Consider the following 21,223-nt stretch of genomic DNA (forward strand, 5'->3'; position numbering starts at 1 on the left):
ACTAGCGACCATTAGCATACACCGCATCACATATGGAATTTCTGACTATGCGCATTCCTCGCATCTACCATCCTGAACTGATAACGGCGGGCCGTGAAATCGCCCTGTCTGACGAAGCGGCGAACCACGTTGGCCGCGTACTGCGCATGGGCGCGGGCCAGGCGGTTCAACTGTTTGACGGGTCCAATCAGGTTTTTGACGCTGAAATAACGCGTGCCGACAAAAAAAGCGTGCATGTGAATGTGCTGCGCGGCAACGTGGATGACCGTGAATCGCCCCTTCACATTCATCTGGGCCAGGTGATGTCGCGCGGTGAAAAGATGGAGTTCACGATTCAGAAATCCATTGAACTGGGTGTAAGCCTCATTACGCCACTTTTTTCTGAGCGCTGTGGCGTTAAACTGGATGCGGAACGTCTGAACAAAAAGATTCAGCAGTGGCAGAAAATTGCCATCGCAGCCTGTGAACAGAGTGGCCGCAACCGTATTCCGGAAATCCGCCCGGCGATGGACCTGGAGGACTGGTGCGCTGAAGACGATAACGGGCTTAAGCTCAATCTTCATCCCCGTGCCAGCGCCAGCATCAATACGCTGCCGCTCCCCGTTGAACGGGTACGCCTGCTGATTGGCCCGGAAGGCGGCCTGTCGGCAGACGAAATTGCCATGACCGCACGTTACCAGTTTACTGATATTCTGTTGGGACCTCGCGTTCTGCGCACTGAGACAACGGCACTCACAGCCATTACCGCGCTTCAGGTACGGTTTGGCGATCTGGGTTGACGCATTATTGGAGAGAAAAATGATCAAGCTCGGCATCGTGATGGACCCCATCGCAAACATCAACATCAAGAAAGATTCCAGCTTCGCTATGCTGCTGGAAGCGCAGCGTCGCGGGTATGAGCTTCACTATATGGAGATGAACGATCTCTACCTGATCAACGGTGAAGCCCGTGCCCGTACCCGCATCGTTAACGTCGAGCAGAACTACGACAAATGGTATGCATTCGGTGACGAGCAGGATATCCAGCTTGCCGATCTCGATGTGATCCTGATGCGCAAAGATCCCCCTTTCGATACCGAGTTTATCTACTGCACCTATATCCTTGAGCGCGCAGAAGAAAAAGGGACGCTGATCGTCAACAAGCCGCAGAGCCTGCGCGACTGTAATGAGAAGCTCTACACCGCATGGTTCTCAGACCTGACGCCTGAAACGCTTGTCACCCGCAGCAAAGCACAGCTGAAACAATTTTGGCAGAAGCACGGCGACATCATCATGAAGCCGCTGGACGGAATGGGCGGTGCGTCTATTTTCCGCGTGAAAGAGAGCGACCCAAACATTGGCGTTATTGCCGAAACGCTGACCGAGCTGGGGACACGTTACTGTATGGCGCAGAACTATCTACCTGCTATCGTCGATGGCGACAAACGTGTTCTGGTGGTGGACGGCGAACCCGTGCCTTACTGCCTGGCGCGTATTCCGCAGGGTGGCGAAACCCGTGGAAACCTGGCGGCCGGTGGTCGTGGCGAACCGCGTCCATTGACTGAAAGCGACTGGGAGATTGCCCGCCGCGTTGGCCCAACGCTTAAAGCCAAAGGCCTCATCTTCGTCGGTCTGGACATCATTGGCGATCGTCTTACCGAAGTGAACGTCACCAGCCCAACCTGTATTCGCGAAATTGAGGCGGAATTCCCGGTCTCGATCACCGGAATGCTGATGGACGCCATCGAAAAGCGTATCGCCTAAATAACTGACCAATACTGTTAGTGACAGCGCCCGGCTTTCTCCGCATACTGGGGCTGTCGCTTTTTAAACCAGGAAACAGTACCTCTGACAATGAATTTACAGCATCACTTTCTTATTGCCATGCCTGCTCTCCAGGACCCGATCTTCCGTCGCGCAGTGGTCTATATTTGTGAATACAATGAAGACGGCGCGATGGGGATTATCATCAACAAGCCGCTGGAAAACCTTCAGGTTGAAGGGATTCTGGACAAGTTGAAAATCTCCGCTGAAGAGCGTTTGCCGGAGGTCCGTCTTGATAAACCGGTGATGTTGGGCGGCCCCCTCGCAGAAGATCGTGGATTTATCCTTCATACACCGCCGATCTTTTCCTCCAGTATTCGTATCTCGGATAATACCGTGGTCACAACGTCTCGCGACGTGCTCGAAACGCTCGGCACCGCGGCGCAGCCTTCCGAAGTGCTTGTTGCGCTGGGTTACTCCTCATGGGAGAAAGGCCAGCTTGAGCAGGAGATCCTCGATAACGCCTGGCTTACCGCGCCTGCAGACATGAACATCCTGTTTAAAACCCCGATTGCTGACCGCTGGCGCGACGCGGCGAAACTGATTGGCATTGATATTCTGACCATGCCAGGCGTCGCGGGGCACGCATAATGAGCGGAACACTTCTGGCGTTTGATTTTGGCACCAAGAGTATCGGCGTCGCCGTTGGCCAGCGAATCACCGGCACGGCTCGCCCTCTCTCTGCGCTAAAAGCCAACGACGGCACGCCGGACTGGAACCTTATCGAGCGTTTGCTCAAGGAGTGGCAGCCAGACGACGTAATTGTCGGATTACCGCTGAATATGGACGGCACAGAACAACCCCTCACCGCCCGTGCGCGTAAGTTCGCCAATAAAATCCACGGCCGCTTTGGCGTGTCAGTCAAGCTGCACGACGAACGACTGAGCACCGTCGAAGCGCGCGCTGGCCTGTTTGAACACGGGGGGTTCCGCGCGCTGAACAAAGGCAGCGTGGATTCTGCGTCTGCGGTCATCATCCTCGAAAGCTATTTCGAACAGGGTTACTGAGCGTCGGGGCCTACAGACGCCCCTGCGCCCGCCGCTCTGCCAGGCTTTGCTCAAAATTCTGCATACCCGCCTGCTGTCCCGTTTGTATGATGCCGGGCAGCTGCCACGTTTTACCTTCCCGGATGAGATTTGCGGCAGCTGACGTGTTCACTAAAAGTTCGTAAAGCGCCACGCGCCCGCCGTGAGCATCCGGGCGCAGCTTTTGCGCCAGTACCGCCCGCAAACTCCCTGCCAGCTGATTACGCACTGGATCTTTCTCCTGTGCAGGAAAGGTATCCACCAGCCGTTCAACGGCTTGCGATGCACCGCGCGTATGCAGCGTCGCCAGCACCAGATGGCCGGTTTCCGCCGCCGTCAGCGCAAGGCGGATGGTTTCGCTATCCCGCAGTTCCCCCAGCAGAATGACGTCCGGATCTTCGCGCAGCGCGCTACGCAGCGCCGATGCAAAGGACGGGCTGTGCTGGCCAATCTCCCGCTGCTGAATCAGGCAACGTTCGCTCTGATAGACAAATTCCACCGGGTCTTCGAGCGTCAGAATATGACCGTCAGTATGATGATTAAGGAAATCCACCATCGCCGCGAGGGTGGTCGATTTACCGCTGCCGGTGGCGCCCGTCACCAGAATCAGTCCGTTATCATGGGATAACAGTTCAGGGATCACCCGCGGTACGGCCAGGGACGCAAGCTGCGGACACGTTACCGGCAGTAACCGCAGCGTTATCGAAACGCCCTTCATGTGGCTAAACGCACTTCCGCGCAGGCGTTGGTTTCCCGCAACGGTTACGGCAAAATCGACCTGTCCATTAGCCCACCACGCTCCTTGTTGCTCATCGTTGAGCCAGGCTTTTAATAGCGCGTCGACATCGGGCGGCGGAAACGGTGCCGGTTCAAGCCGCCCTAACCTGCGCCAGCGCGGAGGGGAATCACGGCACAGGTGTAGATCGGAGACATTATGCTTTACACTAAGGGCCACAATTTCTTCCACATCCATAGACTACTCCTCGGAAAATGAACGACATCGCGCATAACCTGGCACAGGTCCGGGACAAAATCTCAGCCGCTGCAACACGTTGCGGTCGTGCTTCAGAAGAAATTACGCTGCTTGCAGTGAGCAAAACCAAGCCTGCGAGCGCTATCGCAGAAGCGATTGACGCCGGTCATCGTGCGTTTGGTGAAAACTACGTCCAGGAAGGCGTGGACAAAATTCGCCACTTCACCGAGCGGGGGAATACCGACCTGCAGTGGCACTTTATTGGTCCATTGCAGTCGAACAAAAGCCGCCTGGTGGCCGAGCACTTCGACTGGTGCCATACCGTCGATCGTCTGCGTATTGCCACGCGCCTGAACGAGCAGCGCCCGGCCGAGTTGCCAGCGCTTAACGTACTGATTCAGGTCAATATCAGTGATGAGAACAGCAAGTCCGGGATTGCACTGAGCGAACTGGACGCACTGGCGGCAGAAGTGGCCGCTCTGCCACGCTTAACCCTGCGTGGTTTAATGGCCATCCCGGCACCTGAGTCAAGTTATGAAAGGCAGTTTGCCGTGGCACAGCAAATGGCGGTAGCATTTGAGGCGCTTAAGGCGCGCTACGAATCGGTAGACACGCTTTCTCTTGGCATGTCGGATGATATGGAAGCCGCTATAGCGGCAGGCAGCACGATGGTGCGCATCGGCACGGCAATTTTCGGTGCGCGCGATTACACCAAATAATAAGGAAACCTGAGGAACGCCATGAAGACGTTGACTTTCCTGCTCTCAACGGTCATTGAGCTGTATACGATGGCGCTTTTACTTCGCGTCTGGATGCAGTGGGCCCGCTGTGATTTTTACAATCCGTTCTCGCAGTTTGTCGTGAAAATCACACAACCTGTTGTGGGGCCGCTGCGCCGTATTATTCCGGCAATGGGCCCGATTGACAGCTCGTCTCTGCTGATGGCGTTTATTCTTAGCGTTATCAAAGCGATCGTGTTGTTTATGGTCATTACCTTCCAGCCGATTATCTGGATTGCTGCCGTACTGATTCTGATCAAAACCGTTGGGTTGCTGATCTTCTGGGTACTCATGGTCATGGCGATCATGAGCTGGGTGAGCCGGGGCCGCAGCCCGGTGGAATACGCCCTGATTCAGCTGGCAGAACCCCTGCTGCGTCCGATTCGCAGCTTGCTCCCGTCTATGGGCGGTATCGACTTCTCACCTATGATCCTCGTACTGCTGTTGTATGTGGCTAACATGGGGATCGCCGAGTTGTTGCAGGCGACAGGCAACATGCTGCTGCCGGGGCTGTGGATGGCGCTATGAGTGCAGTAAGCACTTGCGCTGACGGGCTGGTTTTACGGCTGTATATTCAGCCCAAAGCCAGCCGGGACGCTATTGTAGGGCTGCATGGCGACGAGTTAAAAGTCGCCATCACTGCTCCACCGGTTGATGGCCAGGCGAATGCACACCTGACCAAATATCTGGCAAAACAGTTTCGTGTCGCCAAAAGCCAGGTCATCATTGAAAAAGGTGAACTCGGGCGGCATAAACAGGTAAAAATCCTCAATCCGCACGCTATCCCGACGGAAGTCGCGGCTCTGACAGAACAGGACTAGACCATGCAGAAAGTTGTTCTCGCTACCGGTAACGCCGGTAAAGTGCGCGAGCTGGCCTCGCTATTAAATGATTTTGGGCTGGATGTGGTCGCCCAGACCGAACTTGGCGTGGACTCTGCCGAAGAGACCGGACTGACGTTTATCGAAAACGCGATCCTGAAAGCACGCCATGCTGCGCAGGTTACCGGCCTGCCCGCGATTGCCGACGACTCCGGCCTGGCCGTCGATTTTCTTGGTGGTGCGCCGGGGATTTACTCCGCGCGCTATTCAGGCGTTGATGCCACCGACCAGCAAAACCTCGAAAAGCTACTTGTCGCACTGAAAGATGTGCCTGACGAACAGCGATCCGCGCAGTTTCACTGCGTTCTGGTCTATATGCGTCACGCAGAAGACCCAACGCCTATCGTCTGCCACGGCAGCTGGCCGGGAGTGATAACCCGCGAAGCGGCGGGCAACGGCGGCTTTGGCTATGACCCGATTTTCTTTGTCCCAACTGAGGGCAAAACCGCTGCGGAGCTGACCCGCGAAGAGAAAAGCGCGATTTCACACCGTGGACGCGCATTGAAACTGTTACTGGAAGCATTACGTAATGGCTAATCTGCCACCTCTGAGTCTTTATATTCACATCCCGTGGTGCGTGCAGAAGTGCCCGTACTGCGATTTCAACTCGCACGCGCTGAAGGGCGAAGTGCCGCATGATGATTACGTTGCGCATCTGCTGGCCGATCTGGATGCCGATTTACCTTACGCACAGGGACGTGAAGTGAAGACCATTTTCATTGGTGGCGGTACGCCGAGCCTGCTATCAGGCCCGGCGATGCAAACGCTGCTGGACGGCGTGCGAGCACGCCTGAATCTGGCAGCGGATGCTGAAATTACAATGGAAGCCAACCCCGGGACCGTTGAGGCCGACCGTTTTGTCGATTATCAGCGTGCGGGCGTGAACCGTATCTCCATCGGCGTGCAGAGCTTTAGCGAGCCGAAGTTAAAACGTCTGGGGCGTATTCACGGCCCGGAAGAGGCTAAGCGTGCTGCAAATCTGGCAACAGGGCTGGGTCTGCGCAGCTTTAACCTCGATCTGATGCACGGTCTGCCTGACCAGTCGCTGGAAGAGGCGCTGGACGATCTCCGTCAGGCCATTGAGCTGAATCCGCCGCACCTTTCGTGGTATCAGCTCACCATTGAACCCAATACGCTGTTTGGCTCTCGCCCTCCAGTGCTGCCGGATGACGACGCGCTGTGGGATATTTTTGAGCAGGGCCACCAGCTTTTAACTGCCGCGGGCTATCAGCAATACGAAACGTCCGCGTACGCGAAGCCGGGCTACCAGTGTCAGCACAACCTGAACTACTGGCGCTTTGGCGACTATCTGGGAATCGGCTGCGGCGCGCATGGCAAAGTGACCTTCCCGGACGGGCGCATTCTGCGCACGGCTAAGACTCGCCATCCGCGTGGATATATGGAGGGGCGTTACCTGGAACGACAGCACGATGTCGAGACGGTGGATAAGCCGTTTGAGTTCTTTATGAACCGTTTCCGCCTGCTGGAAGCCGCACCCCGAGTAGAGTTTGCGCGATACACCGGGTTGCCGGAGTCAGTGATTCGTCCACAAATTGACGAGGCGCTGGCGCAGGGGTATCTCACGGAATGTGAGGAATACTGGCAGATTACCGAGCACGGCAAACTGTTCTTAAACTCCCTTCTTGAGCTGTTTCTCGCCGAAGATTCCTGAAGGCTGATTCAGCATTTCGCATCCCGTTCTGCCGGCTGAGGGAAAGGCTGGCAGAGTGTGTGGATGGACAAATCAAAACAACTCCGCAAACGAATGACGCCTGAAGAATTACGCCTCTGGTATTTGCTCAGAGGTCGCCACTTCTGTAGGTATAAGTTTCGCCGCCAGATGCAGGTTGGCACGTATATCGTCGATTTTGCTTGCTTTAAGGCGAAGCTGAGCGTTGAGCTGGACGGTGGGCAACATCAGGAAAAAGAGGCGTATGACTTACGAAGAACCGCGTTCTTAAACGCAAACCGCTGGGACGTTTTGCGGTTCTGGAATAATGAATTTAGGGCAAATGAGGAGGAAGTGATGATGGTTATATTGCAACGACTGCAGAGCCTGATACCCTCTCCCACAGGGAGAGGGTACGATTACCCCCTCTCCCCTGGGAAGAGTGTCGGGGTGAGGGGCCCAGCGCACAGAGAACTTACTTCAGCGTCCCCACCAGCGCCTTACGGCTATCCTCCAGCGACACCACGCGTTTGCACACGTCTTTGCCAAACTGCTGGAAATCATCTTCCTGATTCTTCCACTCGTTCTGAATCGACGTCTGCAGGCCGCCCAAGCTACCCAGAACGCCCTGCAGCGGGTTACCGCCGCCTTTCAGCACAGCTTTCGCACCCATTTCGTTGATGCTGTCCTGCAGAATACCGCCCATCGCCTGGTTCACCAGCTGCTGGCCGTCGGCACGCACTTCATCAATCGCTTTATAGTGGAACGTCAGACCGTCGGTGCGATTCTCGATAATTCGGTTCATCTGCTCTTTCAGCTGTTTATCCAGCTTGGTCAGACGGGTGCGCATATTGCTGCTCTCACCCACCTCTTTAGTGATGATCTTATCCAGCGCCACGCGGCTCTTTTCAACGCGCGTCAGTGCACCGTCGTTAATCCATGGCAGCGCAGTACGCAACTCGGCCTGATAATCTTTCGCCTGCTCTCGCTGGGCAGCGGTCAGATTTTGCTGTTTGCCGTTAAACGTGACGTTACCGTCCGGGGTGATCACCAGATTGCCGTTTTCGCCTTTGACCTGCACGGTTTGCGGGCTTAAGACCACGTCGTCACGCGGGGTGACGCTACATTTATAATCCGCATGGGCGGTGGTTCCGATTGCCATTAAAGCAACAGCCAGCAACGTTTTGCGCATCTTAAACACTCCCTCAGACAAAATGGGCCAGCTAATGCTGGCCCTTGACTGCTTTATTAGTCCCACCAAACGTCGAAAAGTTCGCTGACGCGGACATCTTCCACCTTGTGGTCTTCAAGCCATTTGCGTACCAGTGCCTGATGTTCTTCGGTGCATTTACCGACTTCCTGGGTGCAGATCAGACCTTCCCACGCCAGATAACCGCTGCCATCAAAGGCCAGCTTGTTTGGCTCGATCACCTCGTTGATAAACGCATCAACGTCCTGATCGATCTGCTCAACGCTGGTCCCTTCCGGGAAACGCCAGGCAACAGAGAAGCCCACTTCCTGGAATTCTTCAATGTGCATCTTTTTACGCAGACGACGGCTACGATTCTTCGCCATTATTTCACCCTCTCGAACATTAAGTCCCATACACCGTGACCAAGACGATGGCCACGCTGTTCAAATTTTGTGACCGGACGTGAATCCGGACGCGGTACATAGTCGTTGCTTGCAGACTGGTTTTTATAGCCATCCAGAGACGACATCACTTCCAGCATATGTTCCGCATAAGGTTCCCAGTCGGTCGCCATATGGAATACGCCGCCAAGCTTTAACTTACTTTTCAGCAGCTCTGCAAACGGTGCCTGAACGATACGGCGTTTATTATGACGTGCTTTGTGCCACGGGTCAGGGAAAAAGAGCTGAACCATGTTCAAAGAATTGTCAGGAATCATTTTGTGCAGCACTTCCACCGCGTCGTGACACATCACGCGCAGGTTCTCAACGCCCTCTTCGTGGGCCATTGCCAGGCAAGCGCCTACGCCCGGAGAGTGAACTTCAATGCCGAGGAAGTTTTGCTCTGGACGCGCTTTTGCCATGGTCACCAGAGACGTGCCCATACCAAAACCGATTTCCAGCGTCACAGGCGCTTCGCGGCCAAACAGTTCGGCAAAGTCGACTGGCTGTTCAGTGAACTCAACGCCCATCACCGGCCAGTAGTTGTCCAGCGCGTGTTGCTGCCCTTTTGTCAGGCGACCCTGACGGCGGACAAAGCTGCGAATACGGCGCAGCGGGCGACCGTTTTCATCAAATTCCGGTGAAATGACGTCGTTTTTCATAAAAGAGTTGTCTGCTTGTGAGAATGTTCAGGAAACGGGCATTATCCAAAGTTAAGGCTTCTATGCAAGCATGGGAAAGATCCGGTTTACAGCAGAGGGGGGCTGTGCTGCAATCTGCGTCCCTGATTATACGAATCGATGAACATGCAAGCCTCTCAATTTTCAGCCCAGGTGCTGGACTGGTACGACAAATACGGGCGCAAAACCCTGCCCTGGCAAATTGAAAAAACGCCTTACAAAGTATGGCTCTCCGAGGTGATGTTGCAACAAACGCAGGTCGCCACGGTCATCCCATATTTTGAGCGTTTTATGGCGCGCTTTCCGACGGTAACCGATCTGGCAAATGCCCCGTTAGACGAGGTGCTGCACCTGTGGACAGGGCTTGGCTACTACGCCCGTGCGCGCAATTTGCACAAAGCCGCACAGCAGGTCGCGACGCACCACAAGGGTAAGTTCCCGGAAACGTTCGACGAGGTGGCGGATTTACCCGGCGTCGGGCGCTCAACCGCGGGCGCCATTCTCTCTCTGTCTTTAGGCAAACATTTCCCGATCCTCGACGGTAACGTCAAGCGCGTGCTTGCACGCTGTTATGCGGTTGACGGCTGGCCGGGAAAAAAAGAGGTCGAAAAACGCCTGTGGCAGATCAGCGAAGAGCTTACCCCGGCCAAGGGCGTCGAACGGTTTAATCAGGCGATGATGGATCTCGGTGCGATGGTCTGCACGCGCTCAAAACCCAAATGCGAACTCTGCCCGGTCAATGATCTTTGCGTAGCGTACGCCAACCATTCGTGGGCGCAATACCCGGGTAAGAAGCCAAAACAGACGCTGCCGGAACGCACTGGCTATATGCTGTTGATGCAGCGGGGTGATGAGGTGTTTCTCGCCCAACGTCCACCGAGTGGCCTGTGGGGTGGTCTATACTGCTTCCCACAGTTTGAAGATGAAGATTTACTGCGTGAATGGCTTAAACAGCGCGGCATTGCTGCCGATAATCTCACGCAACAGACTGCATTTCGCCATACCTTTAGCCATTTCCACCTGGATATTGTGCCAATGTGGCTTCCCGTGTCCTCATCCACCTCCTGCATGGATGAAGGAACGGCTCTCTGGTATAACTTAGCGCAACCGCCGTCAGTCGGGCTGGCGGCTCCCGTGGAGCGCCTGTTACAGCAATTACGTGCCGGTGCAATGATTTAGCATCGGTCAGAAAAAGAGGAATGAGTATGGCCAGAACGATTTTTTGTACTTTCCTGCAGCGTGACGCTGAAGGCCAGGACTTCCAGCTCTACCCGGGCGATCTGGGTAAGCGCATTTTTAACGAGATCTCCAAAGACGCCTGGGGACAGTGGCAGAAAAAGCAAACCATGCTGATTAACGAGAAAAAACTCAGCATGATGAATACGGAACACCGGAAATTGCTGGAACAGGAGATGGTGAACTTCCTGTTTGAAGGCAAAGACGTGCACATCGAAGGCTATACGCCGCCGGAAAAATAACTGCGTGCGGGGGCAACCCCGCCGTTAAAGCAAACACAACACGCACTCCCGGAATGATGAAAAAACTTTTAGCGCTAGCCCTTGTTGCGCCGTTGCTTGTCTCGTGTTCGTCAAAAAAAGGCGATGATTACAACGAAGCCTGGGTCAAGGACACCAACGGTTTTGACATTTTGATGGGGCAGTTTGCCCACAACATCGAAAACATATGGGGATTTAACGAAGTTCTTATTGCCGGACCTAAGGACTACGTTAAGTACACCGACGCCTATCAGACCCGTAGCCACATCAACTTTGATGACGGTACGATCACCATTGAGACCATTGCGGGCACTGAACCTGCGGCACATCTTCGCCAGGCGATTATCAAAACCCTGCTAATGGGTGACGATCCCGGATCTATCGATCTTTACTCCGATGCCGACGACGTCACGATCTCCAAAGAGCCGTTCCTGTACGGGCAGGTCGTCGATAACACCGGTCAGCCTATCCGCTGGGAAGGCCGTGCGACGAAATTCGCGGATTACCTGCTGCAAACGCGCCTGAAGAGCCGTACGAATGGCCTGAAGATTATCTACAGCGTCACCATCAATTTGGTACCGAACCACCTCGACAAACGTGCGCATAAGTATCTGGGCATGGTGCGTCAGGCCTCGCGCAAATATGGCGTGGATGAGTCGCTTATCCTGGCCATTATGCAGACCGAATCGTCCTTTAACCCGTATGCGGTAAGCCGTTCTGACGCGCTGGGTTTGATGCAGGTCGTTCAGCATAGCGCCGGTAAAGATGTATTCCGTTCGCAGGGTAAATCGGGCACCCCGAGCCGCAGCTATCTGTTCGATCCGCAGAGCAACATTGATACCGGTACCGCCTACCTGGCGATGCTCAACAATGTCTATCTCGGCGGTATTGATAACCCAACGTCACGCCGCTATGCGGTGATTACCGCCTACAACGGCGGTGCAGGTAGCGTGCTGCGCGTCTTCTCAAGCGACAAGGTGCAGGCTGCCAATATCATTAACAGCATGGCGCCAGGCGATGTCTACACGACGCTGACCACCCGTCACCCATCGGCAGAGTCACGTCGGTATCTTTATAAAGTGAACACGGCGCAGAAAACCTACCGTCGCCGCTAATCAGAACACCTTCTCCTGCCGGGAGAAGGTGTTCTCCCCCTCATCCATACGAAAATGTTATTTGCATCACAATCCAAACTGCAAATTAATGTGGATTGCATTTTTTTGCGGGAGGTAACAAAACATATCGTTGCCAACTGATAGAATTGCATCAAATAACAACCCTGAATGTTCCCAAAACAACATATCTCCCGCTCACTTGTGAGGAAAGTAACATGAACCTTAAGCTGCAGCTTAAAATCTTGTCGTTTCTGCAGTTCTGCCTGTGGGGTAGCTGGCTCACCACACTCGGCTCCTATATGTTTGTGACGCTCAAGTTCGATGGTGCGTCTATCGGTGCCGTTTACAGCTCGCTCGGTATTGCGGCTGTTTTCATGCCAACGCTGCTCGGTATCGTGGCGGATAAATGGTTAAGTGCGAAATGGCTCTACATGCTTTGCCATCTGGTAGGCGCGGGGACGCTGTTTATGGCGGCCGGCGTCACCACGCCGGGGGCGATGTTCATGGTGATCCTGCTGAACTCGCTGGCCTATATGCCAACGCTTGGCCTGATCAACACCATCTCCTACCACCGCATTAAGTCTGCGGGGTTGGATATCGTGACTGACTTCCCGCCTATCCGTATCTGGGGCACCATTGGCTTCATCATGGCGATGTGGGGCGTGAGCTTCGCAGGCTTTGAGTTGAGCCACATGCAGCTCTATATCGGCGCAGCGCTCTCCGTAGTGTTGGCACTGTTCACCCTGACGCTGCCGCACATTCCAGTGTCAAACCAGCAGAAGAACCAGAGCTGGAGTTCAATGCTCGGTCTGGATGCGTTCGCGCTGTTCAAAAACAAACGCATGGCGATCTTCTTTATCTTCTCCATGCTGCTGGGTGCGGAACTGCAAATCACCAACATGTTCGGCAATACCTTCCTGCACAGCTTCGATAACAACCCGCTGTTTGCCGGCAGCTTTATCGTTGAACACGCCTCGGTGATGATGTCCATCTCTCAGATTTCTGAGACGCTGTTCATCCTGACCATCCCGTTCTTCCTGAGCCGCTACGGCATCAAGAACGTCATGCTGATCAGCATCGCGGCATGGATGTTGCGCTTCGGTCTGTTCGCTTACGGCGACCCAAGCCCGTTCGGCACCGTGCTGCTGGTTCTGTCGATGATTGTTTACGGCTGCGCCTTCGACTTCTTCAACATCTCGGGTTCGGTGTTTGTAGAAAAAGAAGTGAAGCCTGAAATTCGCGCCAGCGCTCAGGGTATGTTCCTGATGATGACCAACGGCTTCGGCTGTATTCTGGGCGGTGTGGTGAGCGGTAAGGTGGTTGAGATGTACACCACCAACGGCATCACCAACTGGCAGCCAGTGTGGCTGATCTTCGCCGCGTACTCGCTGGTGCTGTTCTTCGCGTTTATCGCGCTGTTCAAGTACAAGCACGTTCGCGTGCCGAACGGTGCGCAGCCGATCGCACACTGATCTTGAGTGCCTTTTTAGCCCGGTGGCGCTACGCTTGCCGGGCTATTTTATTTCAGAGAGCACCCAGCCCACCGACAATAAATCCGCGCTCCCTCCCGGGCTTAAATGCCGTTCGATCAATGCATTATCCATTCTTTCCAACGCATCACGATCCCACCCCTTAGCCAGCAGATCGCGGGCGTAGCCCTGAACGTAGCGCAACCCTTCCATGCCCCCGCGCGAAACAAGGTTGCTGTCCTGATTGATGGCCATCAGGCGTAACAGCAGGTCATGAAGCGAATGTCCATTCCACTGTGCCAGCGCCTTGCGCACCGTGGCAAACCCGCTTTCCGCCTCACCTCGTGCGCCCGTTAAGCCGTACTGCTGAAACTGCCTCTCTCCGGCCGTCGCCGGCCCGCTTCTACCCTCAAGCTCGCGCGTCACCAGCCCACGACAGAGGTTGCTGACTTCACAGCACAGGCTTTCGGCGCTGACATTTTCCAGACGACCAGCAGCGAAGCACAGTAAACCGAGGGCAAAAATACCGCCTTTGTGCGTGTTCACTCCGCGCGTCGCGGCATACATCGCCTGCTCACAGGCTATTCCCATCGGCCGGATAATCCGTAGCTGTTCGTCAGCGGGTTTATCTGCATGCGCGTTACCGAGCTCGGCAAAGCGCAAAAACCACGGCGTAATCGCCGCAATGCTGCGGACAAACAGCCCGTGGTCCATATCGCGATGGGAGCCATTATTGAGTTTGTCCACCAGCCCCGGCTTGGGCGTCAGTTCCAGCTCCTGCCAGAGCGCCGCTTCGGCAAGCGCGGGGACATCGGCCGGGCGCAGTTTAGTCGCGAGCAAACCAGTCATCGATCGTCTTCTCCACGCGGGCGACCACCTGTTCGACAGGATGGTTGCGCGAACGTGAACAAGCGTGGGCAGGCTCGTCACAAATCAGGCAGCGACGCAGGTGTTCCCCCAAAGACTGGCGTCCAACGTGACCATTTTCAGGGCAGATCACGTCCAGATCCCACAGTCTGCCGAGCGGATGGGTCTGCTCCAGCTCCGCGCAGTGGGCCTTAATTTCTGCCGCAGGATGGGCAACGCACCACAGCGCTTCTGGCCCGGTCGGGAGCCATAGCACCTGGCGGTCCAGTACCTGCCAGCGGTTTTCCCACAGTAGCTGGTCACACATCTGCAGCGCCACGCCCATGGTGTTGCGATAGCGCAGGCTGTCTTTGATTTCCCCTGGCGTAACCAGGGTGAGGGAAATCACCGGTTGTTGATAGTGCTCAAGCATGTCAACCTGACGCGCTGCGCGGCGCTCTTTCGCCGCCAGCAGCTCCTCCAGGCTGACACCCGCACGCACGGGTGTCGCTATAGTCATGGTTACTCCTTAACTTGCCGTACAGTGTCGATCACGCTGCCGTCACGGTAGCGGATCACCCCGACAATCTTGTCGGTAAACGCAATGGGTTTAGGCACGCCGGTCAGGGACGTTGCCCGCTCAAACAGCGCGTTGATGTCCACAATCTTCAGCCCGGCGGCAAGCAAACGTTCGCGGATTTCCGGGCGCGCCGGGTTGACCGCGATCCCGTGATCGGTGACCAGCACGTCGATGCTCTCCCCCGGCGTCAGCCGCGTTGTCACGCGCTTCACCACCGTAGGAATACGGCTGCGCAGCAGCGGCGCCACCACAATCGTCAGGTTAGCCGCCGCGGCGACGTCGCAGTGCCCGCCAGACGCGCCGCGCATCACGCCGTCGGAGCCGGTGATGACGTTCACGTTGAAATCGACGTCAATCTCCAGGGCGCTGAGGATCACCACGTCGAGCTGGTCGCAGCTCGCCGCTTTGCTGCCCGGGTTGGCGTAGACGTTGGTCGAAATCTCCACGTGGTTCGGGTTACGCGCCAGCGAGGCCGCCGCCTGGCCGTCAAAGCACTGGGTATCGAGCAGCTTTTCGATAAGCCCCTTCTCGTGCAGATCCACCAGGCTGCCGGTGATGCCGCCGAGCGCAAAGCGTGCCTTGACGCCGCTGCGCTCCATTTTCTCTTCCATAAAACGGGTACAGGCGGTGGCCGCCGCGCCGGAGCCGGTCTGCATCGAGAAGCCCGGTTTGAAATAGCCTGAATGCTCAATCACATCCGCCGCATTGCGGGCAATCATTAGCTCGCGCGGGTTGCTGGTCACGCGCGCCGCGCCGACGCTGATTTTCGCCGGGTCGCCGACGCTCTCCACCTGCACGACGAAGTCCACCTGGTCCTGCACCAGGCTCGCGGGCATATTGGGGAACGGCACCAGCTCTTCGGTCAGCAGCACCACCTTACGGGCGAAGTGCGCGTCCACCATGGCGTAGCCCAGCGAGCCGCAGCAGGATTTGCCGTGCGTGCCGTTGGCGTTGCCAAATTCATCGCTGCACGGCACGCCGAGAAACGCCACGTCGATATTCAGCTCGCCGTCCTGCAGCAGCTTGACGCGCCCGCCGTGAGAGTGAATTTGCACCGGTTCGTCCATCAGCCCGTGCGAGATGGCATCCGCCAGCTTGCCGCGCATGCCGGAGGTGTAAATCCGGGTGATGACGCCGCTCTCAATATGTTCGATCAGCGCGTCGTTACAGGTCATCAGCGAGCTGGAGGCCAGCGTCAGGTTTTTAAAGCCCATCCGTGCCAGCAGCGCCACAACGGTATTGATCACCCGGTCACCTTCGCGGAATGCGTGGTGGAAGGAGATGGTCATCCCGTCCTGCAGACCGCTGCGTAATACGGCCTCTTCAACGGTCGCACACAGTTTTCGGTTATGTTTAGCCTCGCTGTCTGCCAGCCACGGCGTCGCGCTGTGCGCAGTATCAAAGGGTTTTAAATCCCGCAAATGGGGAAAATTCACATGGAGAAGTTCTGTCTGATTCATTGTGTAATCCTTAACGACGCACGCCGGAGGCCGCCGCACGTTCGAGCACCACCTGCGCGTGGTTAATTATCGGGGCATCGACCATTTTGCCGTTGAGCGACACCACGCCGAGACCGTTACGTTCACCCTCTTCTGCGGCTTCAATCACGCGTTTCGCGTGATCCACCTCTTCCTGCGTCGGGGCATAGGCGTTATGCAGCAGGTCAATCTGGCGCGGGTTGATCAGCGATTTACCGTTGAAGCCCATCTTGCGGATCAGATCGACCTCGCGCAGGAATCCGGCCTCGTCGTTAACGTCTGACCACACCACGTCGAAGGCGTCGATACCTGCGGCGCGGGCGGCATGCAGTACGGCACAGCGGGCATAGAACAGCTCGGTGCCGTCGCCGCGCTCGGTCTGCATGTCCATGACGTAGTCAAAGGCCGCCAGCGCGATGCCAATTAAGCGCGGAGAGCTGCGGGCAATCGCCACGGCGTTGATGACGCCAATGGCCGACTCGATCGCCGCCATTACGCGGGTGGAGCCAACCTCGCGTCCGCATTCACGTTCAATGCGCTCCAGGTGGCCTTCCAGCTCGTAGATATCTTCCGGCGTGTCGGTTTTCGGCAGGCGGATCACGTCCACGCCAGCCTGCACGGCGGCCTCCAGATCCAGCAGGCCAAACGGCGTGCTCAACGGGTTAATACGCACCACGGTTTCGATATCCTGATACATCGGGTGCTGAAGCGCGTGGAACACCAGCATGCGCGCGGTGTCTTTCTCACGCAGGGCGACAGCATCTTCAAGGTCAAACATGATGGAGTCCGGGCGGTAGATAAACGCGGTTGACAGCATGGCGGCGTTAGCGCCGGGCAGGAACAGCATACTGCGGCGGAGTTTACTCATTTCAGCGCCCCCCAGTTGATGGCCTGGTCATCTGCTGCACGCAGAAGCGCGCTTTGCAGGCGGGCGCGGATCACGCAGTCCAGCGCCCCTTTGTCTTCAATAATGATTAATCCCTGGTGCACGTTCATGGCGCGCAATGTGTCGTTGACCACCTGGCGAATTTGCTCGCCAAACTGCTTAATCACTTCACTGTGGATGACTATCTCCAGCTCGCCGTGAGCGGGAGCGATTTTCACCATCAGGTCGCTGGACTCCTGCGTTCCGGCCAGCGCCTCCCTTACAATTTTCATGATAAATTCCTGGTAGTTAAGCGACTTCCGCACTCGCACGGTAATGTGTTTCGAGGTGCGCGAAGGTGGAGTCCGGGACAATCTCCCGGATCCGGGAAAACTGCTGTGTCTTCAGTAAACGGCGCACTTCGGACGCTGAAATGGCGTTGCCGGTGGCCTTTATGCGCGGCATTTCCACCACGTCAATATGCGAGGCGAGCAGATCGTGCAGCGTCTGGTTGTACTGCCGGGTAATGTCGCAAAACGGCTCCGAGCCAATAAAGCGATGGGTAATCCCCAGCGCCGGGGCGATGAACTCCCGGAAGATCAGCACGTCAATTTCGCTCCACGCCTGCTGCACTTTGCCGGTCTCCTTCAGGAAGTAGGCCGGAAACGTGGCGCGGGAGATGATGTACTGCGAGCCTTCGTGCACCACCACGTTCGGCAGATGCGCCACGCCCGCACGCACCATGTCGAGGCGCGCGCTAAACGGGAAGAACGAGGCATCTTCGCGCACCACGAACAGATGAAGGGCATCGCACTGCCCTGCCGCCTGCTCCACCAGATGGCGGTGGCCGAGGGTGAACGGATTGGCGTTCATCACTATCGCGCCAATTTTTTCCCCACATTTACGCATCCTGGAGAGGGACCGGCAGTAACGTTCGATGCCCTGCGGGGTGTTCTCCATCAGCACCGCATTGTTACCACTCTGGGCAATCTGCCAGAAACCGCTGCGGGCAAAGCGCTCCTTGTTGCACGGACGCGTGCAGAGGAAAAGATGAAAATGGCCGCGCTCCAGCGCCGCATTTTCGACTTCTGCCAGCAGGCGCGCGCTGAGGTTCTCGCCCCGAAGCTGCTCGTTCACTGCCACACACTTAATGACATTCACCGCAAGGCCAGCGCAACCCACCAGCTGCGAGCCGGACCAGGCTTCGACGAAAAGCGTGATGTCGTTATCCAGGCCAAGGCCGCTGTCTGCCAGCAGGTAACGGATCTGGCTTAAGCGTTCCGGGTGTTTCGCCACCAGGGTGTGACGAAAATCGATGGGTTGCGATTGCATACTGCCGCCTTACTTAATGGGCTGCCGCAAGCGTGGCTGCTGGCGCTTCCACGATCACGTTGCTCAGATGACCGATATGCTCGATCTCCACCTCGATGCGATCGCCCTCTTTCATAAACAGAGGAGGGTTACGCTTTTTACCGACGCCGCCAGGGGAGCCGGTGATGATCACGTCGCCAGGGCTTAAGCGGGTGAAGGTGCTGATGTATTCAATAAGCTCCGCCACCTTGTGGATCATGCTGCTGGTGTTGTCTTCCTGAACCATACGGCCGTTCAGCCAGGTGCGAATCGCCAGCCGGTGCGGGTCTGGGATCTCATCGGCTGTCGCCATCCACGGGCCAAACGCGCCGGTCTGACGCCAGTTTTTACCGGCGGTAAACCAGGTGTGCTGCCAGTCGCGGGCGGACCCATCCATATAGCAGCTGTAGCCCGCCACGTGGCGCAGCGCGTCGTCGCGGCTGATGTTCTCCCCCGCTTTACCGATAATCACCGCCAGCTCGCCTTCGTAGTCGAATTCGCTGGAGTGGCGCGGCTTCAGCACCGGCTCGTTGTGTCCGGTCTGTGAATCCGGGAAGCGGACAAACAGGGTTGGGGCCGGGTTATGCTGGTCAAACTCCTTGCGCTTGTCGGCATAGTTCATGCCCACACAGAGAATTTTTTCCGGCTGCTCAATCACCGGTAAGAAGGTGATAGCGTTCATCGGCACATCTACCGCATCGTTGATATAGCGGGTGGCCTGCGCCAGCCCGTTGCCCTGCAGCAGCGCTTTGAGGTCGCTGTACTGGTCGCCCAGACGGCGACGTAAATCAATCACACCTTCGGCCTGCACGATGCCGTAGCTGCGTTTTCCCTGGTATAAAAAGCTTGCGAGTTTCATTGTTCTTTCCTGAAAACTTAAACGAGGAAGTTGCCCAGAATCAGCAGTGAGATAGAGACGTTAATCGCGCCGCCGATACGGGTAGCAATCTGGGCGAACGGCATCAGGCTCATACGGTTGCCTGCGGTCAGGATCGCCACGTCGCCGGTACCGCCCTGGCCGCTCTGGCAGCAGGACACGATGGCGACATCAATAGGGTGCATACCAATCTTTTTGCCGACGAAGAATCCCGTGGCGACCAGTGCAGAAACGGTGCTGACAATCACCAGCAGGTTGCTGACGGTGAAGGCAGCGACCAGTTCGTGCCACGGGGTAATAGCCACGCCGACGGCAAACAGGATGGGGTAGGTCACAGAGGTCTGGAAGAATTTGTACACCACCTGAGAGCCTTCAAGCAGACGCGGAGAGGCGCCGTTGCAGAGCTTCACCAGCACGGCCATAAACAGCATGCCAACCGGTGCAGGCAGGCCAATCAGCTTGTGGCCGAGCATGCCCAGCATGTAGAGCAGTACCGCCAGCAACGCGCCGGAGGCGATAGTGGTGACGTCCGCTTTACCGGAGAATGCGGGCTGAGAGACGGTGGCATCCGCATTCGCGCGGTTTGGCATCAGCTGGCCTTCACCCGTGAGGTGCGGATAACGTTTACCAAGCTGGTTCAGACAGCCGGAGATAATGATTGCGGTCAAACCGCCGAGCATCACCATCGGCAGCACGCGGCCAAGCGCCACGCCCTGATCCATATGGAGTAAAGTGGCATACCCGATAGAGAGCGGAATCGCCCCTTCGCCCACGCCGCCCGCCATGATCGGCAGAATGATAAAGAAGAAGATCTGGAACGGTTCAAGGCCCAGAGCGATACCTACGCCCATCCCGACAATCATGCCGACGATTTCACCGCACAGCATTGGGAAGAAGATGCGCAGGAAGCCCTGAATCAGCACGGTGCGGTTCATACTCATGATGCTGCCGACAATAATGCAGCAGATGTAGAGGTAGAGAATGTTGGTGGATTTGTAGAACTTGGTCGTGGACTCGACCACCACATCCGGCAGCAGGCCGTAGTAAACCAGTGCGGAAGGAATAAAGGTGGCGCAAATCGCCGCCGCGCCGAGCTTGCCGACAATCGGCAGGCGTTTGCCAAACTCGCCGCAGGCAAAACCAAAGAACGCCAGCGTCGCGACCATCACCACGATGTCGCTCGGCAGTTTTCCACCCAGACAATCAATGGCAATCAATACACCCGCCAGAACAAACAGTGGCAAAGGAATAATCCCGATTTTCCAGGTATCCATAATATGCCACCAGCGCTCTTTCAGCGAGGGACGCTGAATTTCAATCGGGTCGAGGGTAACAGAGAAAGAATCGTCAGTTGTGCTCATAATAAGCCCCTTAGTTATTTTGTACGTTCAGCTTAGAGTCACAAAGGCTTACTTTATGTGAGGGAAGGCATATTAAAAGCGAAGTTTTAATGGCCACTATGGTTTTAATGGTTTCTTTTATTTAATGTGATTTACACCTTATTTATTGCCGTGGTTTTTATGGTTTCTTTTCCTAATTGAACATACAAATAACATTTATGAATTTAGCTTTGGGCTGAGAAGGCTTTCGGATAATTCTTTTACAAACCTTGCTGTGCAAGGGATCACAAGTTTTCGGCAAGGCGAGCATCCACCGGGGAAAAGATGATATATTAGCCCGACTTGTTGATACCCTGCGTGATAGT

Annotated in this window: 25 protein-coding genes and 1 pseudogene; 14 read left to right on the top strand and 12 right to left on the bottom strand. The window is 56.0% G+C overall.

Going from position 1 to position 21,223, the window contains the following annotated elements; translation table 11 throughout:
- Positions 1 to 47 precede the first annotated feature (47 nt).
- From rsmE to ruvX, 4 genes are all read left to right on the top strand, one after another.
- Entirely contained in the window at positions 48 to 779 is a 732-nt protein-coding gene (rsmE, locus tag V5P19_RS16845) for a 16S rRNA (uracil(1498)-N(3))-methyltransferase (protein ID WP_334405289.1), read from the top strand.
- A gap of 19 nt (positions 780 to 798) precedes the next feature.
- Positions 799 to 1,743, top strand: a complete 945-nt coding sequence (gene gshB / locus V5P19_RS16850; RefSeq protein ID WP_334405291.1) for a glutathione synthase — start codon at positions 799 to 801, stop codon at positions 1,741 to 1,743.
- 90 nt (positions 1,744 to 1,833) lie between these two features.
- Positions 1,834 to 2,394 carry a YqgE/AlgH family protein gene (locus tag V5P19_RS16855; protein WP_334405293.1) on the top strand — a complete coding sequence of 187 codons (561 nt, stop codon included), beginning with the start codon at positions 1,834 to 1,836 and terminating at the stop codon, positions 2,392 to 2,394.
- A complete protein-coding gene (ruvX, locus tag V5P19_RS16860) occupies positions 2,394 to 2,810 on the top strand; it encodes a Holliday junction resolvase RuvX (RefSeq protein WP_334405295.1) in 417 nt (138 codons plus the stop codon). The genes V5P19_RS16855 and ruvX overlap by 1 nt, the downstream gene beginning before the upstream one ends.
- Before the next feature lie 10 nt (positions 2,811 to 2,820).
- Here ruvX and V5P19_RS16865 read toward each other — a convergent pair whose 3' ends face one another.
- Entirely contained in the window at positions 2,821 to 3,801 is a 981-nt protein-coding gene (locus tag V5P19_RS16865; RefSeq protein WP_334405297.1) for a type IV pilus twitching motility protein PilT, read from the bottom strand.
- Between the two features lie 17 nt (positions 3,802 to 3,818).
- On the opposite strand from V5P19_RS16865, the gene V5P19_RS16870 reads away from it, so the two are divergent.
- From V5P19_RS16870 to V5P19_RS16895, 6 genes and pseudogenes are all read left to right on the top strand, one after another.
- Entirely contained in the window at positions 3,819 to 4,520 is a 702-nt protein-coding gene (locus V5P19_RS16870; RefSeq protein WP_334405299.1) for a YggS family pyridoxal phosphate-dependent enzyme, read from the top strand.
- 21 nt (positions 4,521 to 4,541) lie between these two features.
- Positions 4,542 to 5,108, top strand: coding sequence for a YggT family protein (locus V5P19_RS16875; protein ID WP_334405301.1), 567 nt, complete (start codon positions 4,542 to 4,544; stop codon positions 5,106 to 5,108).
- The gene (yggU, locus tag V5P19_RS16880; RefSeq protein ID WP_334405303.1) at positions 5,105 to 5,401 is read left to right on the top strand and encodes a DUF167 family protein YggU; all 297 of its coding nucleotides are present in this window, start codon (positions 5,105 to 5,107) and stop codon (positions 5,399 to 5,401) included. The genes V5P19_RS16875 and yggU overlap by 4 nt, the downstream gene beginning before the upstream one ends.
- A 3-nt stretch (positions 5,402 to 5,404) precedes the next feature.
- Positions 5,405 to 5,998 (top strand): XTP/dITP diphosphatase, encoded by a 594-nt coding sequence (locus V5P19_RS16885; RefSeq protein ID WP_334405305.1) that lies wholly within the window; start codon positions 5,405 to 5,407, stop codon positions 5,996 to 5,998.
- Positions 5,991 to 7,133 carry a radical SAM family heme chaperone HemW gene (gene hemW / locus V5P19_RS16890; protein WP_334405307.1) on the top strand — a complete coding sequence of 381 codons (1,143 nt, stop codon included), beginning with the start codon at positions 5,991 to 5,993 and terminating at the stop codon, positions 7,131 to 7,133. Before V5P19_RS16885 ends, hemW begins: the two co-directional genes overlap by 8 nt.
- A gap of 63 nt (positions 7,134 to 7,196) precedes the next feature.
- Positions 7,197 to 7,532, top strand: a pseudogene (locus tag V5P19_RS16895) (endonuclease domain-containing protein); the annotation flags it as partial.
- Between the two features lie 73 nt (positions 7,533 to 7,605).
- Here V5P19_RS16895 and V5P19_RS16900 read toward each other — a convergent pair.
- The 3 genes from V5P19_RS16900 to trmB are packed head-to-tail and all read right to left on the bottom strand — an operon-like array spanning position 7,606 to position 9,424.
- Positions 7,606 to 8,322, bottom strand: a complete 717-nt coding sequence (locus V5P19_RS16900) for a DUF2884 domain-containing protein (protein WP_334405309.1) — start codon at positions 8,320 to 8,322, stop codon at positions 7,606 to 7,608.
- A gap of 56 nt (positions 8,323 to 8,378) precedes the next feature.
- Positions 8,379 to 8,705: a YggL family protein gene (locus V5P19_RS16905; RefSeq protein WP_334405311.1), complete on the bottom strand. Its 327-nt coding sequence runs from the start codon at positions 8,703 to 8,705 to the stop codon at positions 8,379 to 8,381.
- On the bottom strand, positions 8,705 to 9,424 hold the full coding sequence (trmB, locus tag V5P19_RS16910) for a tRNA (guanosine(46)-N7)-methyltransferase TrmB (protein ID WP_334405312.1): 720 nt from the start codon (positions 9,422 to 9,424) through the stop codon (positions 8,705 to 8,707). Before trmB ends, V5P19_RS16905 begins: the two co-directional genes overlap by 1 nt.
- 144 nt (positions 9,425 to 9,568) lie before the next feature.
- Here trmB and mutY point away from each other — a divergent pair, with 144 nt between their 5' ends.
- From mutY to V5P19_RS16930, 4 genes are all read left to right on the top strand, one after another.
- Positions 9,569 to 10,621 carry an A/G-specific adenine glycosylase gene (mutY, locus tag V5P19_RS16915; RefSeq protein WP_334405315.1) on the top strand — a complete coding sequence of 351 codons (1,053 nt, stop codon included), beginning with the start codon at positions 9,569 to 9,571 and terminating at the stop codon, positions 10,619 to 10,621.
- A 26-nt stretch (positions 10,622 to 10,647) separates the two neighbouring features.
- Entirely contained in the window at positions 10,648 to 10,920 is a 273-nt protein-coding gene (locus V5P19_RS16920; RefSeq protein ID WP_334405317.1) for an oxidative damage protection protein, read from the top strand.
- Positions 10,921 to 10,976: 56 nt separating this feature from the next.
- Complete coding sequence (gene mltC, locus V5P19_RS16925; protein WP_334405382.1) at positions 10,977 to 12,053, top strand: membrane-bound lytic murein transglycosylase MltC; 1,077 nt, start codon at positions 10,977 to 10,979, stop codon at positions 12,051 to 12,053.
- 215 nt (positions 12,054 to 12,268) lie between these two features.
- Positions 12,269 to 13,525 (top strand): nucleoside permease, encoded by a 1,257-nt coding sequence (locus tag V5P19_RS16930; RefSeq protein WP_334405319.1) that lies wholly within the window; start codon positions 12,269 to 12,271, stop codon positions 13,523 to 13,525.
- Between the two features lie 42 nt (positions 13,526 to 13,567).
- On the opposite strand, the gene citG is transcribed toward V5P19_RS16930, so the two are convergent.
- From citG to V5P19_RS16970, 8 genes are read right to left on the bottom strand one after another with little or no spacing between them, the layout of a single operon-like run.
- Positions 13,568 to 14,371, bottom strand: a complete 804-nt coding sequence (gene citG / locus V5P19_RS16935; RefSeq protein ID WP_334405321.1) for a triphosphoribosyl-dephospho-CoA synthase CitG — start codon at positions 14,369 to 14,371, stop codon at positions 13,568 to 13,570.
- On the bottom strand, positions 14,349 to 14,888 hold the full coding sequence (gene citX / locus V5P19_RS16940) for a citrate lyase holo-[acyl-carrier protein] synthase (RefSeq protein ID WP_334405323.1): 540 nt from the start codon (positions 14,886 to 14,888) through the stop codon (positions 14,349 to 14,351). The genes citG and citX overlap by 23 nt, the downstream gene beginning before the upstream one ends.
- A 2-nt stretch (positions 14,889 to 14,890) precedes the next feature.
- Positions 14,891 to 16,408: a citrate lyase subunit alpha gene (gene citF, locus V5P19_RS16945; protein ID WP_334405325.1), complete on the bottom strand. Its 1,518-nt coding sequence runs from the start codon at positions 16,406 to 16,408 to the stop codon at positions 14,891 to 14,893.
- A 10-nt stretch (positions 16,409 to 16,418) separates the two neighbouring features.
- Complete coding sequence (citE, locus tag V5P19_RS16950; RefSeq protein ID WP_334405327.1) at positions 16,419 to 17,294, bottom strand: citrate (pro-3S)-lyase subunit beta; 876 nt, start codon at positions 17,292 to 17,294, stop codon at positions 16,419 to 16,421.
- Positions 17,291 to 17,584 (bottom strand): citrate lyase acyl carrier protein, encoded by a 294-nt coding sequence (gene citD / locus V5P19_RS16955; RefSeq protein WP_032653346.1) that lies wholly within the window; start codon positions 17,582 to 17,584, stop codon positions 17,291 to 17,293. Before citD ends, citE begins: the two co-directional genes overlap by 4 nt.
- Positions 17,585 to 17,600: 16 nt before the next feature.
- Entirely contained in the window at positions 17,601 to 18,623 is a 1,023-nt protein-coding gene (citC, locus tag V5P19_RS16960) for a [citrate (pro-3S)-lyase] ligase (RefSeq protein ID WP_334405331.1), read from the bottom strand.
- Between the two features lie 13 nt (positions 18,624 to 18,636).
- Positions 18,637 to 19,500 carry a fumarylacetoacetate hydrolase family protein gene (locus V5P19_RS16965; protein WP_334405333.1) on the bottom strand — a complete coding sequence of 288 codons (864 nt, stop codon included), beginning with the start codon at positions 19,498 to 19,500 and terminating at the stop codon, positions 18,637 to 18,639.
- 17 nt (positions 19,501 to 19,517) lie between these two features.
- A complete protein-coding gene (locus tag V5P19_RS16970; protein WP_334405335.1) occupies positions 19,518 to 20,879 on the bottom strand; it encodes a 2-hydroxycarboxylate transporter family protein in 1,362 nt (453 codons plus the stop codon).
- Positions 20,880 to 21,223 lie beyond the last annotated feature (344 nt).

This window comes from Enterobacter sp. UNJFSC 003 (genome assembly GCF_036903355.1).
GTDB lineage: Bacteria > Pseudomonadota > Gammaproteobacteria > Enterobacterales > Enterobacteriaceae > Enterobacter.